This window comes from Rhodococcus sp. LMD, from assembly GCF_056108245.1.
On record NZ_CM148557.1, the window covers coordinates 946426 to 959180 of the forward strand.

13 protein-coding genes are annotated in these 12755 nt (G+C 71.5%); 9 read left to right on the forward strand and 4 right to left on the reverse strand.

Annotated elements, in window-relative coordinates; all coding sequences use genetic code 11:
- Positions 1 to 28 precede the first annotated feature (28 nt).
- Together purS and purQ are read left to right on the forward strand one after the other, a co-directional pair.
- Complete coding sequence (gene purS / locus ACWPQI_RS04355; protein WP_003936546.1) at positions 29 to 274, forward strand: phosphoribosylformylglycinamidine synthase subunit PurS; 246 nt, start codon at positions 29 to 31, stop codon at positions 272 to 274.
- Entirely contained in the window at positions 271 to 948 is a 678-nt protein-coding gene (gene purQ / locus ACWPQI_RS04360; protein WP_003936545.1) for a phosphoribosylformylglycinamidine synthase subunit PurQ, read from the forward strand. The genes purS and purQ overlap by 4 nt, the downstream gene beginning before the upstream one ends.
- On the opposite strand, the gene ACWPQI_RS04365 is transcribed toward purQ, so the two are convergent.
- From ACWPQI_RS04365 to ACWPQI_RS04375, 3 genes are read right to left on the reverse strand one after another with little or no spacing between them, the layout of a single operon-like run.
- Positions 915 to 2036: a sensor histidine kinase gene (locus ACWPQI_RS04365; RefSeq protein ID WP_010593837.1), complete on the reverse strand. Its 1122-nt coding sequence runs from the start codon at positions 2034 to 2036 to the stop codon at positions 915 to 917. The two genes, purQ and ACWPQI_RS04365, sit on opposite strands and share 34 nt — an antisense overlap.
- Positions 2033 to 2845 (reverse strand): response regulator transcription factor, encoded by an 813-nt coding sequence (locus ACWPQI_RS04370; RefSeq protein ID WP_017680638.1) that lies wholly within the window; start codon positions 2843 to 2845, stop codon positions 2033 to 2035. Before ACWPQI_RS04370 ends, ACWPQI_RS04365 begins: the two co-directional genes overlap by 4 nt.
- On the reverse strand, positions 2842 to 3081 hold the full coding sequence (locus ACWPQI_RS04375; protein WP_474738671.1) for an SHOCT domain-containing protein: 240 nt from the start codon (positions 3079 to 3081) through the stop codon (positions 2842 to 2844). The genes ACWPQI_RS04370 and ACWPQI_RS04375 overlap by 4 nt, the downstream gene beginning before the upstream one ends.
- A 174-nt stretch (positions 3082 to 3255) precedes the next feature.
- On the opposite strand from ACWPQI_RS04375, the gene ACWPQI_RS04380 reads away from it, so the two are divergent.
- The 4 genes from ACWPQI_RS04380 (at position 3256) to ACWPQI_RS04395 (ending at position 7138) form a co-directional block, all read left to right on the forward strand.
- The gene (locus ACWPQI_RS04380; RefSeq protein WP_010593840.1) at positions 3256 to 3837 is read left to right on the forward strand and encodes a DUF305 domain-containing protein; all 582 of its coding nucleotides are present in this window, start codon (positions 3256 to 3258) and stop codon (positions 3835 to 3837) included.
- A 107-nt stretch (positions 3838 to 3944) separates the two neighbouring features.
- Complete coding sequence (locus tag ACWPQI_RS04385; RefSeq protein WP_010593841.1) at positions 3945 to 6014, forward strand: copper-translocating P-type ATPase; 2070 nt, start codon at positions 3945 to 3947, stop codon at positions 6012 to 6014.
- A gap of 347 nt (positions 6015 to 6361) precedes the next feature.
- The gene (locus ACWPQI_RS04390; RefSeq protein ID WP_010593842.1) at positions 6362 to 6727 is read left to right on the forward strand and encodes a hypothetical protein; all 366 of its coding nucleotides are present in this window, start codon (positions 6362 to 6364) and stop codon (positions 6725 to 6727) included.
- A 60-nt stretch (positions 6728 to 6787) separates the two neighbouring features.
- The gene (locus ACWPQI_RS04395) at positions 6788 to 7138 is read left to right on the forward strand and encodes a VOC family protein (protein ID WP_010593843.1); all 351 of its coding nucleotides are present in this window, start codon (positions 6788 to 6790) and stop codon (positions 7136 to 7138) included.
- 46 nt (positions 7139 to 7184) lie between these two features.
- On the opposite strand, the gene ACWPQI_RS04400 is transcribed toward ACWPQI_RS04395, so the two are convergent.
- Entirely contained in the window at positions 7185 to 8282 is a 1098-nt protein-coding gene (locus tag ACWPQI_RS04400; protein ID WP_228287179.1) for an ATP-binding protein, read from the reverse strand.
- Between the two features lie 120 nt (positions 8283 to 8402).
- On the opposite strand from ACWPQI_RS04400, the gene ACWPQI_RS04405 reads away from it, so the two are divergent.
- The 3 genes from ACWPQI_RS04405 (at position 8403) to purL (ending at position 12754) form a co-directional block, all read left to right on the forward strand.
- Positions 8403 to 9701 carry a M18 family aminopeptidase gene (locus ACWPQI_RS04405; protein WP_010593846.1) on the forward strand — a complete coding sequence of 433 codons (1299 nt, stop codon included), beginning with the start codon at positions 8403 to 8405 and terminating at the stop codon, positions 9699 to 9701.
- A 69-nt stretch (positions 9702 to 9770) separates the two neighbouring features.
- Positions 9771 to 10382, forward strand: a complete 612-nt coding sequence (locus ACWPQI_RS04410; protein WP_010593847.1) for a Uma2 family endonuclease — start codon at positions 9771 to 9773, stop codon at positions 10380 to 10382.
- Positions 10383 to 10447: 65 nt separating this feature from the next.
- Entirely contained in the window at positions 10448 to 12754 is a 2307-nt protein-coding gene (gene purL / locus ACWPQI_RS04415) for a phosphoribosylformylglycinamidine synthase subunit PurL (RefSeq protein WP_301914590.1), read from the forward strand.
- Position 12755 lies beyond the last annotated feature (1 nt).

Genomic DNA, 12755 nt, shown 5'->3' on the forward strand with positions numbered 1-12755 from the left:
CGCCAGCACTACTACCGAGGAGCAGCACGTGGCTCGTGTCGTCGTCGAAGTCATGCCCAAGGCCGAGATTCTCGATCCGCAGGGCCAGGCCATTGTCGGGGCGCTGTCGCGACTGGGCTTCGCGGGCGTGTCCGACGTCCGTCAGGGAAAGCGCTTCGAGCTCGAGGTCGACGGCAGCGTCGGCGACGCCGAGGTCGAGAAGATCGCCGAGGCGCTGCTGGCCAACACGGTCATCGAGGACTGGACCGTGCGCCGGATCGACGGTGACGCATGAGTGCACGCGTCGGGGTCATCACCTTCCCGGGCACGCTCGACGACATCGATGCGGCCCGCGCCGTCGAACTCGCCGGCGGTGAGGCCGTCAGCCTCTGGCACGGCGACGCCGACCTGAGGGGAGTCGACGCGGTGATCGTGCCCGGTGGCTTCTCCTACGGCGACTACCTGCGCTGCGGCGCCATCGCGCGCTTCGCCCCCGTCATGGGCAAGGTCGTCGAGGCCGCTCGGGGCGGTATGCCGGTGCTCGGCATCTGCAACGGCTTCCAGGTGCTGTGCGAGGCCGGTCTGCTGCCGGGTGCCCTCACCCGCAACGAGGGCCTGCACTTCATCTGCCGCGATCAGTGGCTGAAGGTGGAGTCGAACGACACCGCGTGGACCACCCGTTACGAGGCCGGTGCCGAGATCCTGGTGCCCCTCAAGTCGGGTGAGGGCCGGTTCCAGGCTTCGGAGAAGGTGCTGGACGAACTGGAGGGCGAGGGCCGCGTGGTGTTCCGCTACGCCGGCGACAACCCGAACGGCTCCCAGCGCGGCATCGCGGGCATCTCGTCGGCGAACGGACGCGTCGTCGGTCTGATGCCGCACCCCGAGCACGCCACCGAAGCGCTCACGGGCCCCAGCGACGACGGGCTCGGCATGTTCTACAGCGTTCTCGACGCGGTCGTCTCCGCCTGACACCCGTTCGTAGGCAGGGTCAGGTCGAAGCGAGCGCCCCGCCCGGGCCCGTCGCTCGCGGCCGTGAGGTCGCCGCCGTGGGCGCGGGCGAGGCTGCGCGCAATGGTCAGGCCCAGGCCGCTGCCGCCGGGGCTGCGGGCCGGATCGACCCGGTGGAACCGCTCGAACACCGCGTCGAGCTGATCCGCGGGTATGCCGTCGCCCGTGTCGCGCACCCGCACCAGGACGGTCGCCCGGTCCGTGCGCTCGCACGTGACGACCACCCGGCCCCCGGCCGGCGTGTGCCGTAGGGCGTTCTCGAGCAGGTTCGTCAGGATCTGTGCGACCCGCTGCGGATCGAACCGGACCGGCGGCAGCACCTCGGGCGGTTCCGCCTCGAGTCCCACCTGCTTGTCGGCGAACCGCGGGGTCGCGGCCGACACCGACGCCGCCACCGTCGCGGCGAGGTCGCCCTCCTCGGGGTGCAGGTCGAGCGCGTGCTCGTCCGCGGCGGAGAGGTCGGACAGGTCCGACACGAGACGCCGCAATCGGTCGAGCTGATCGTGCATCACCTGCCACGAGGTGGCGTCGGCGGGCAGTACGTCGTCTTCGATGCCTTCGAGGTAGGCCTCGAGCGTCGCGACGGGGGTGCGCAGTTCGTGAGCGAGATCGTCGAGGAGCCGGCGTCGGGAGAGTTCGGTGGTGTAGAGACGGCCCGCCATGTCGGCGAAGGCGTTCTCGAGCCGGGCGAAGTCCGCGTCGCCGGACCGGGTGATCGGCACGTCGTAGCGGCCGCGGGCGACATGGCCCGTGGCCTCGACCAGCCGGCTCACCGGCGCGGTGATGCGGCGCATCAGGACGACGGACGTGATCGCGGCGGCCCCGAGCGCGACGGCCGCCCCGGCGGCGAGCGCGACCGCCCCGGCCTGCGCGAACGCCTCCTCGGTGTGCAGGCGCACCTGCGCGTTCTCCACACCCGCGTGGGCCAGGTGGTAGTGGAACAGCGGGGCGGCCACCAGCGTCGCGACCACGGTGAGTGTCGCCGCCCCGACGAGCAGCACGAGCAACTGCGCGATCAGCAGCCGCCCCCGCAGTCCCAGCCGGTTCATCCCGTGGCCTCCATCGCGTACCCGACTCCGCGCACCGTACGGACGAAGCGGGGGGCGGCGGCGTCGTCGCCGAGCTTGCGGCGCAGCGCACGGATGTGGACGTCGACGATGTGCTCGTCGCCGAACCAGTTCGGCCCCCACACCTCGTCGATGATCTGCCGCCGTGACAGCGCCGCCGACGGTCGATCCGAAAGTGCCAGCAGCACATCGAATTCCGTGCGTGTCAGCGCGACGGGTGCGTCGTCGACCGAGACGGTGCGCGACACCGGATCGACGACGAGCCCGCCGATGCGGCGCGGTGCCTCCGACGCGGTGCCGCTGCGGGGCCGGCGCAGCATCGCCCGTACCCGGGCGACGAGTTCCCTCGGCCCGAAAGGCTTCACGACGTAGTCGTCGGCTCCCACCGACAGGCCGATGACCTTGTCCACCTCGTCGCCCCGGGCGGTGAGCATGAGCACGTACGCGTCGGAGAACGTCCGCAGTTGCCGGCACACCTCGATCCCGTCGAAACCCGGGAGCATCAGGTCGAGCACGACGAGCACCGGATCCGTTCGCCGGGCGAGCGCGACGGCCGTCGGCCCGTCGTGGGCGAGTGCGACCTCGAAGCCCTCCCGTTCGAGATAGCTGGCCACCACCTTCGCCAGGGCTGCTTCGTCGTCGACTACGAGGATGCGCGGGCCGGGGGTGTGCACGCGGCCAGGGTACCCAGCGCTCACGGCCGCCCGTTCCTCGTCGCGGAGCGGGTGCGCGACCGGATGGCTCTGCCCGGCGACCGAGGGGGTGCCTCGCGTGCCGGGCATGCGGGTCATCGCCGCATCCGTCGCGGAGACCGCGCGTCCAGTTCGTCGCGCAGGGTCCGGTAGGTCTCGAGGTCGATCTCGCCGGAGGCGAGCCGCCGATCCAGGATCCGGCGGGCATCGTCGTCGGAATCCGGTGGTGCCGCGGCCCGGATCACCGCCCACACCACCACCCCGGCGAGCAACAGCCAGAACACACCCATCGCGAGGGCCGCGGCCCAGCCCGCGCCGCCGTACCAACCCATCATCGCGCACCTCCTGTGACGAGTGTGCGCGCCGCCGCATGTGGGCGGGCCCTGCGGACGATGAAGTTTCGATGAAGGACCGGCCGGGCCAGGGCCTGCGGCACCGGACCCGGCCGATGCGACGAGTACGTTCGAATCATGTTGTGGAACAAGAGAGTAGTAGCGGCGGCGGCAGCGGTGCCGCTGGCTGTGGTGATCGCGGCGTGTGGCAGCGACGAGCCGCAGCAACAGGCAGGGACGTCGGCCCCGGGCACGTCCCAGACCTCGGCTCCGGCCGCGCAGGCGCAGTTCGCCGACGCGGACGTCGAGTTCCTGCAGGAGATGTACCCCCATCACGCGCAGGCCGTGCAGATGGCCCAGGCCGTGCCCGAGCGCAGCGAGGATCCGCAACTGATCGACCTCGCCGCCCGCATCGAGGCCGCCCAGGAACCCGAGATGGAGCAGATGGAGTCGCTGCTCGCGGAGTGGGGGCAGGAGGCACCGGACGAGGACGGGATGGGGCACGGCGGCATGGGGATGCCCGGCGGCATGCCGGGAATGATGTCCGACGACGAGTGGGATTCCATGATGGGGGCCCGCGGCATGGACTTCGACCGCATGTGGCTGACCATGATGATCGCCCATCACGAGGGTGCGATCGAGATGTCGCAGACCGAGCTGGCCGAGGGAGTGAACCCGGAGGCGCGGCAACTCGCCGAGTCGATCATCGCGACACAGCAGGCGGAGATCGACGAGATGCGCGCCATGCTCGAGCAGTAGTTCCACCGCCGTGACCGAATCGTGACCGCCCCAATCCTTCCATTGATACCCCCTGGGGGTATCAATGGAAGGGTCCACGGAAACGGAAACGGATCGAGGCGAAAGCCATGACACAGCTCGCACACCACGGACACGGGGCCCACACCGCGCCACCCGGAGGGAACGACACCGGGCGCAGCCGGGACCGGCACGCCGGTCACGGGCCGCACGGTGAGATCTTCCGGCGCAGATTCTGGGTGAGCCTGGTCCTCGCGGTTCCGATCGTGGTCTTCAGCGCCATGTTCGCCGACCTGCTCGGCTACCCGCTGCCCGACGCCGCGTGGGCCGGATGGGTCTCGCCCGTCCTGGGCACGGTCGTCTTCGTCTACGGCGGCAGCCCCTTCCTCGTCGGCGGGTGGAACGAGCTGCGCGACCGCCGGCCCGGAATGATGCTGCTCATCGCCATGGCCATCAGCGTCGCGTTCGCGGCGTCCTGGGTGACCACGCTCGGACTGGGCGGGTTCGACCTCGACTTCTGGTGGGAACTGGCGCTGCTGATCGTGATCATGCTGCTCGGGCACTGGCTCGAGATGCGGGCGCTGGGCTCGGCGTCGCGCGCGCTCGACGCCCTGGCCGCGATGCTGCCCGACACGGCCGAGAAGGTGACCGCGGACGGCGTGGTGCCGGTCCCGCTCGGCGACCTCACCGTCGGCGATGTCGCCCTGGTGCGGGCCGGTGCGCGCGTCCCGGCCGACGGGACGGTCGTCGACGGCCGCGCCGAGGTGGACGAGTCGATGATCACCGGTGAGTCCCGCGCCGTGCCCCGCGCCGTCGGCGACACCGTCGTCGCCGGCACGATCGCCACCGACAGTGCACTGCGCGTGCGCATCACCGCGGTGGGGGAGGACACCGCGCTCGCCGGCATCCAGCGCATGGTCGCCGACGCGCAGGCCTCGTCCTCCCGAGCCCAGGCGCTCGCGGACCGGGCCGCCGCCTTCCTCTTCTACTTCGCCACCCTCGCCGGTGTCCTCACCTTCGCCGTGTGGACGCTGCTCGGCAACCTCGACGAGGCCGTCGTCCGTACCGTCACGGTCCTGGTCATCGCGTGCCCGCACGCGCTGGGCCTGGCCATTCCGCTCGTCATCGCGATCTCGACCGAGCGCGCCGCCCGCGCCGGCGTACTCGTCAAGGACCGGCTGTCGCTCGAGCGGATGCGCGGCGTGGACGTCGTCCTGTTCGACAAGACCGGGACCCTCACCCAGGGCCGGCACGTCGTCACCGACGTCGTCGCCACCGCCGGCACCACCGAGGACGACCTGCTGGCCCTGGCGGCCGCCGTCGAATCCGACAGCGAGCACCCCGTCGCCCGCGCCGTCGTTGCCGCCGCCGGAGGCCGGGCCGCGGTGCCGGCGAAGGACTTCCGGTCCCTGCCCGGACGCGGGGTGCGAGCCGTGGTGGACGGGGCCACCGTGTTCGTCGGCGGTCCGGCCGTCCTCGCGGACCTGGGGGCGCACGTTCCCGCCGACGTCGAGGCCGCGACCGGACCCTGGGTCGCGCGCGGGGCGTCGGTGCTGCACGTCGTGCGCGACGGTGCTGTGCTCGGGGCCGTCGCGCTCGAGGACGCGGTGCGCGAGGAGTCGCGGCAGGCGATCGACGCCCTGCACGCACGCGGAGTGAAGGTCGCCATGATCACCGGGGACGCGCTCCAGGTGGCCGACGCCGTCGCCGCCGACCTCGGTATCGACGAGGTGTTCGCGAACGTGCTGCCCGAACACAAGGACGCGAAGGTCGCCGAGCTGCAGGCCCGCGGGCACCGCGTCGCGATGGTCGGCGACGGCGTCAACGACGCGCCGGCCCTGGCCCGCGCCGACGTCGGCATCGCCATCGGCGCGGGCACCGACGTCGCCGTCGAGTCGGCCGGGGTGGTCCTGGCCGCCGACGACCCGCGTGCCGTGCTGTCGGTGATCGCCCTGTCGCAGGCGAGTTTCCGCAAGATGTGGCAGAACCTGGTCTGGGCCACCGGGTACAACATCGTCGCGGTGCCGCTCGCGGCCGGTGTGCTGGCCTTCGCCGGGGTGGTGCTGCCGCCCGCGGTCGCCGCGGTGCTCATGTCGGTGTCCACGATCGTCGTGGCGCTCAACGCGCAGTTGCTGCGCCGGTTGGAGCTGGATCCGGCGAAGATCGCAGCCGGGAGCTGACCCGATCGTCGTCCGGCGTGGCGAGAGAACATGACGAGAAAGGGACCCCGTCGCCGTCCCGATCGGCGGCGGGGCCCCTTCTTCTCCGGTCCGGAGCGGCCCCCAACCGGCTCCGGCCGGCACTGCCGAATCCCCCGATCGGCCGTGCCGGGCACCACTATGCCGCATGTCGCGGTCCGTGTCTCGAGTAGCATTACGCATCTTTCCCCGGGGCTGTCCGGCCTCGGGGCTGTCCGGCCGCCGGGGCGGAACGTGCCCGAGCGCAGCGGTCCGCCGCGAATTCCGCCTTTCCGGGGCACGGGAACGTCCCGGCGTGTCACGCTCGAACCATGAAGACTCGGACTGCTGTGGTGGCGGCGGTCGCCGCCCTCTTCCTCCTCACCTCCTGTGGATCCGACGACGAGACGTCGGCGCCGGCGAGCACGACCCGCCCGGCCGGCAGCGTCGCCTCCAGCGTCGTCGAACGTGCCGTCGACGCGGCGAAGCTGGGGACGTTCGTCGCGACGTTCCGGACGGGATACCCGAACCTGGCCGACGGCAGGGACGATGCCTCCATCGAGGCGATCGTCACCGAAACCTGTCCGTTGATCGACGACGGTGCGAGCGACGAGGAGATCCGCGACAACGTCGCCGAACTGTCCACCAACGGTGCGGTCGCCCCCACCGATCAGCAGGTGGACCGCATCACCCAACTCGTTCGCGCCGCCTGCTGACGGCGTACCCGGTGCCGTTGCGGCGCAACGTTGTCGGCCCCGTCCGTTACCGTCCCGGCCATGGCACTGAACATCGGCATGATCACCTTCGACAGCGCCGACCCCGGTCCGCTCGCCACGTGGTGGGCCGAACAGACCGGCGGCCGGATCGAACAGGACAACGAGGGCTGGTTCTTCGTCGTCGGAATGCCCGGCACTCCACAGAAACTCGGGTTCCAGAAGGTTCCGGATCCGACGCCGGGCAAGAACCGGATCCACCTGGACCTGGTGGCGCCCGACCTCGACGCCGAGGTGAGCCGGCTCGTCGAGGCGGGTGCGAGCGAGGTGCACCGCCAGGACATGGGCGGGTTCCGGTGGGTGACGCTCGCCGACCCGGACGGCAACCAGTTCTGCGTGGCGAGCACCCCCTGAGGTCTGTCGGAAGAGCGTCGAGGTTCTCCGGAAGAGCGTTGACGTCTCACCCTTCTCGGGGCGGCACGCCCATCGAGGCGGCATGCTCGCGCAGGTACTCGCGCAGGTAGGGCATGGTGAAGTCGAGCCGGCCGTAGCCGGCGGGTTCGACGAGTTCGGCGTTGATCAACCGGAGCCGGTACTGGCTGGCGTAGGTGCCGTTCACGCCGAGGCGTCGTGCGACGTCGCCGATCCGGCTGGGACCGTCGTCGACCGCCATGGCGACGAGGAAGCTGCGGTCGATCTGCGACAGATCGGCCAGGCTCGGCTCGAGCACGAGCGAGCCGATCCGCCGGCGGGCGGCCGCGATGCCGTCGGCGACATCCTCGGCGGTGATGTGTTCCCGGTCCGGACGGCGGCGCCACACGTTGTGGCCCACCAGCTGGATCAGGAAGGGATATCCGCCGGTGGCGGCCGCGGCCGTGCGGCACTGCTCGTCCGCGATCGAGCGTCCCGACTCCTCGACGGGGACGCGGATCGCCTCGGCGACGTCGTCGAGGGACACGGGGCCGAGGACGTGCCGGTCGGCGCGGCGCAGGAACGTGACGACGTCGTCGCTCAGCAGGTCGCTCACCGCGGCCGGGAGGCCGGCGCCGACGAACGCCAGCTCCCGCTCCTCCCGGAACGCGTGCTGGACGACGGCGCCGAGCTCGCGCAGGTCGCCACTGCGCCGGCGGTGCATCTCGTCGACGCTGATCAGCAGCCCGGTGCCGTGGCCGGCCAGGATGCCGGTCAGCTCCTCGAGCTGCCGGCGCAAGCCGGCCTCGGGCCGGCCCTCCGCGACGTCGGTCCAGCTCACCGAGACCCCGGCGACGGACCCGCCGGTCAGCCGGCGCCGGGCCGGTGGGTCGCGATGCTCGTGCAGCAGCCGGGGCAGGTGCTCGCGGGTGAGCCGGTCGACGAGCCCGGGGGTGGCGGTCTCGGAGATCACCAGCCAGCCCCGGCGGCGGGCCTGCTCCTCGGCCTGGTTGAGCATCACGGTCTTCCCGACCCCGCGTGCACCGGTGTAGAGGGTGGCGCGTCCGGGCGCGCCCGGACCGTCGTCGAGCGAGGCGCCGAAGTCCTCCACCAGGTCGCCGCGCCCCACGAGCAGGGGCGGCGTCACCCCGAACGACGGTCTGAACGGGTTCCGCACCCGGCCAGCCTAGCTGGATTTTTAGCTCCTTTTAGTTCTTTTGGTGCTTTTAGCGGTGTATAGCGGTGCGGGCGGTGCGAGGATGCACCCATGCCTACGACTACCGCCGCCGACGCCCAGGGCCTGTGCAACTTCGTGGATCTGTCGCCGTCGCCGTTCCACGTGTGCGCAACCGTCGCCGCCGCTCTCGCCGACGCGGGCTTCACGCAGCTCACCGAGACCGAGGTGTGGCCGAGCGAGCCCGGCCGCTACTACCTGCTGCGGGGCGGTTCGCTGATCGCGTGGAGCACCGAAGGCGCCGACGGCGACCCCGCCCGCCCGTTCCGGATCGTGGGCGGGCACACCGACAGCCCCAACCTGCGGGTCAAGCAGCATCCGGACCTCACCTCGGCGGGCTGGCAGCTGGTCGGCCTCGAACCGTACGGGGGAGCCTGGCTGAACTCGTGGCTGGACCGCGATCTCGGCATCTCCGGCCGGCTCACCGTACGGACCGGCACCGGGGCCGAGGACGTCCTCGTGCGCGTCGATCGGCCGATCCTGCGCGTGCCGCAACTCGCCATCCACCTGTCGGAGGACCGCAAGGGCGTGCAACTGGATCCGCAGCGCCACGTGAACGCCGTGTGGGGAGTGGGCACCGCGCCGCGGTCCTTCCTCGCCTTCCTCGCGGAGGCCGTCGAGGTGGAGGCCGACGCGATCCTGGGCTGGGAGCTGATGACCCACGATCTCGCCCCGTCCACCCTGATCGGGGCGGATGCGGACCTGCTCAGCGCGCCGCGCCTGGACAACCAGGGCACCTGCTACGCCGGGACCGCGGCGCTGCTCGCGGCCGTCGGCCACGTCGCCGGGAACGGTGGCCCGGCGCCGGTGCTCGCGCTGTTCGACCACGAGGAGGTCGGCAGCATGTCCGACCGCGGGGCGTTCTCCGACCTGTTGACCACCGTGCTCGAACGGGTCGTGCTGGCCCGGGGCGGCGGCCGCGAGGACTTCCTCCGGACGATGGCCGGCTCGGTGGTGGCCTCCGGAGACATGGCTCATGCCACCCACCCGAACTACCCCGACCGCCACGAGCCCGCCCACCGCATCGCGGTGAACGGCGGCCCCGTGCTCAAGGTCAACCAGAACCTGCGCTACGCCACCGACGCCGCCGGCGCCGCTGCCTTCGCGCTCGCCTGCGAGCAGGCCGGAGTGCCGTTGCAGCGCTACGTGCATCGCGCCGACCTGCCGTGCGGTTCGACGATCGGCCCCATCACCGCCTCCCGGACCGGACTGACGACCGTCGACGTCGGGGCCCCGCAGCTCGCGATGCACTCGGCGCGCGAACTCATGGGAACGAAGGACGTCACCGCGTACGCCCGCGCGCTCGAGGCGTTCCTCACTCCGCCCAACTGACCGGCACGGTGCGGCATCCGGTGCCAGACTGAGGGGACAACACGCCCGACCGCGAACGGTGGTGATCCTGTGACCGGCCCGTCGTTCCCCGACCATCTGCTGACCCTCGCCGAATGGGCGGAACTGCCCGAGTACGAACAGTTCCACGTCGAGGTCTGCGAGGGGGTCCTGTCGGCGTCGCCGCGGCCCGGGTACCTGCACCAGCACGTCGCGTTCGGGCTGGTCGCCCAGCTCGCCGACCAGCTGCCGAAGGAACTCGCCGTGCTCGGCGACGTGGAGGTGCTGCTCACCGAGACCCCGCTGACGGTGCGCTGCCCGGACGGCATCGTCGTCGACCGCGCACTGGTGGATGCCGATCCGGACCGCGCGACGGGGACCGACGTCCGGCTGGTGGTGGAGGTCATGGCCGAGGGCTCCGTCCGCACCGACCGCGTCACCAAGTTCTCCGAGTACGCCGAGGCCCGTATCCCCGTGTACTGGATGATCGACCTCGTCGAGCCCGCCACGCTCGGGGTGTTCGTGCTCGACGACGGGTGGTATCGCTACGAGGGCGAGTACACGGGCAAGGTGACGCTCCCGGTCGCGGGGCACCGCGTGAGCGTGGACCTCGACGCCTTGACGGCGGTGCGGCCGCCCCAGCGGTCCGCACCGGTGGACGGAGCCGGGCGTGCACCCGGATAGACTGGCCGCGGCAGCGCGCGCCCGGCCTGCCGTTTCGATCCCAGAGTGAAGGGACCCGACGCCCAGTGTCACCGCAGGTGGATACCGTCACCCACGCCGCCGAAACCCCCGAAGTCGCCCAGCCCTTCCGTGAGCTGGGACTGAAGGACGACGAGTACGCCCGCATCCGGGAGATCCTGGGCCGTCGTCCCACGGATGCCGAGCTGGCCATGTACTCGGTGATGTGGTCCGAGCACTGCTCCTACAAGTCCTCCAAGGTGCACCTGCGGTACTTCGGGGAGACCACCACCGACGAGATGCGGGCCTCGATGCTCGCGGGCATCGGTGAGAACGCCGGCGTCGTCGACATCGGCGACGGCTGGGCGGTCACCTTCAAGGTCGAGTCCCACAACCATCCGTCCTACGTCGAGCCGTACCAGGGTGCCGCGACCGGTGTCGGCGGCATCGTCCGCGACATCATGGCGATGGGTGCCCGTCCGATCGCGGTCATGGACCAGTTGCGCTTCGGCGCCGCGGACGCGCCCGACACCCGGCGCGTCGTCGACGGCGTGGTCCGCGGCATCGGTGGGTACGGCAACTCCCTCGGCCTGCCCAACGTCGGCGGCGAAACCGTCTTCGACGCCTCCTATGCCGGCAACCCCCTGGTCAATGCGCTGTGTGCCGGGGCGATGCGCACGGAGGACCTGCACCTGGCGTTCGCGTCGGGCACGGGCAACAAGATCATCCTGTTCGGCGCGCGCACGGGCCTCGACGGCATCGGCGGCGTGTCCGTCCTGGCGTCGGAGACCTTCGACGGTGACGAATCCGGTTCCGGACAGGAAGCCGGCCCCTCGAAGTCCCGCAAGAAGCTGCCGGCGGTGCAGGTGGGGGATCCGTTCACCGAGAAGGTGCTCATCGAGTGCTGCCTCGACCTCTACCGCGAGAAGCTCGTCGTCGGCATCCAGGACCTCGGCGGCGCCGGCCTCGCCTGCGCGACCTCCGAGCTGGCCGCCGCCGGCGACGGCGGCATGCACGTCGCGCTCGAGCGGGTTCCGATGCGCGCGACCGGCATGACCCCCGCCGAGGTGCTCTCGAGCGAGTCCCAGGAGCGCATGTGCGCCGTCGTGACCCCGGAGAACGTCGACGCCTTCATGGCCGTGTGCAAGAAGTGGGACGTGCTGGCCACCGTGATCGGCGAGGTCACCGACGGCGACCGGCTCGTCATCGACTGGCACGGTGAGACCGTCGTCGACGTGCCGCCGCGCACCGTCGCGCACGAGGGCCCGGTGTACCACCGCCCGGTGCAGCGCCCGGAGTCCCAGGACGCGCTCGTCGCGGACACCACTGCGGGGCTGAAGCGGCCGCAGACGCCCGAGGAACTGAAGGCGACCCTGCTGAAGATGATCGGCTCGCCGCAGCTGTGCAGCCGCAAGTGGATCACCGAGCAGTACGACCGCTACGTCCGCGGCAACACGGTGCTCGCCGAGCACGCCGACGCGGGCGTGATCCGCGTCGACGAGCAGACCGGCCGCGGGATCGCGCTCGCCACCGACGCTTCGGGCCGCTACACCCAGCTCGACCCGTACGCCGGCGCGCAGCTCGCCCTCGCCGAGGCCTACCGCAACGTCGCCGTCACCGGTGCCACCCCGAAGGCCGTGTCCAACTGCCTGAACTTCGGCTCGCCCGAGGATCCGGGCGTGATGTGGCAGTTCCAGCAGGCCGTGCGCGGTCTCGCCGACGGGTGCGCGCAGCTCGGCATTCCCGTCACCGGCGGCAACGTCAGCTTCTACAACCAGACCGGGGCCACTCCGATCCTGCCGACCCCGGTCGTCGCCGTGCTCGGCGTGATCGACGACGTGCACCGCCGCATCCCCACCGGCCTCGGCCTCGAGCCGGGCGAGACGCTCATCCTGCTGGGGGAGACCCGCGACGAGTTCGACGGCTCGATCTGGGCGCAGGTCGAGCACGATCACCTCGGTGGCGTCCCGCCGAAGGTCGACCTCGAGCGGGAGCGGCTGCTCGCCGAGATCCTCACCGCCGCCTCGCGCGACGGCCTGGTCTCCGCCGCCCACGACCTGTCCGAGGGCGGTCTCGCGCAGGCGGTCGTCGAGGCCGCGCTGGCCGGCGAGACCGGCTGCCGGATCCTGCTGCCGGAGGACGCGGACCCGTTCGTGACCCTGTTCTCCGAGTCCGCCGGCCGGGTGCTGGTGGCGGTGCCGCGCACCGAGGAGACCCGCTTCACCGGCATGTGCACGGCGCGCGACATGCCGTGGGTGCGGATCGGGGTCGTCGACGAGGGCTCCGACTCCGTCGAGGTGCAGGGTCTGTTCTCGGTCACGACGGCCGAACTGCGCGAGGTCTACGAGGGCACACTTCCGGCGTTGTTCGGGTGAG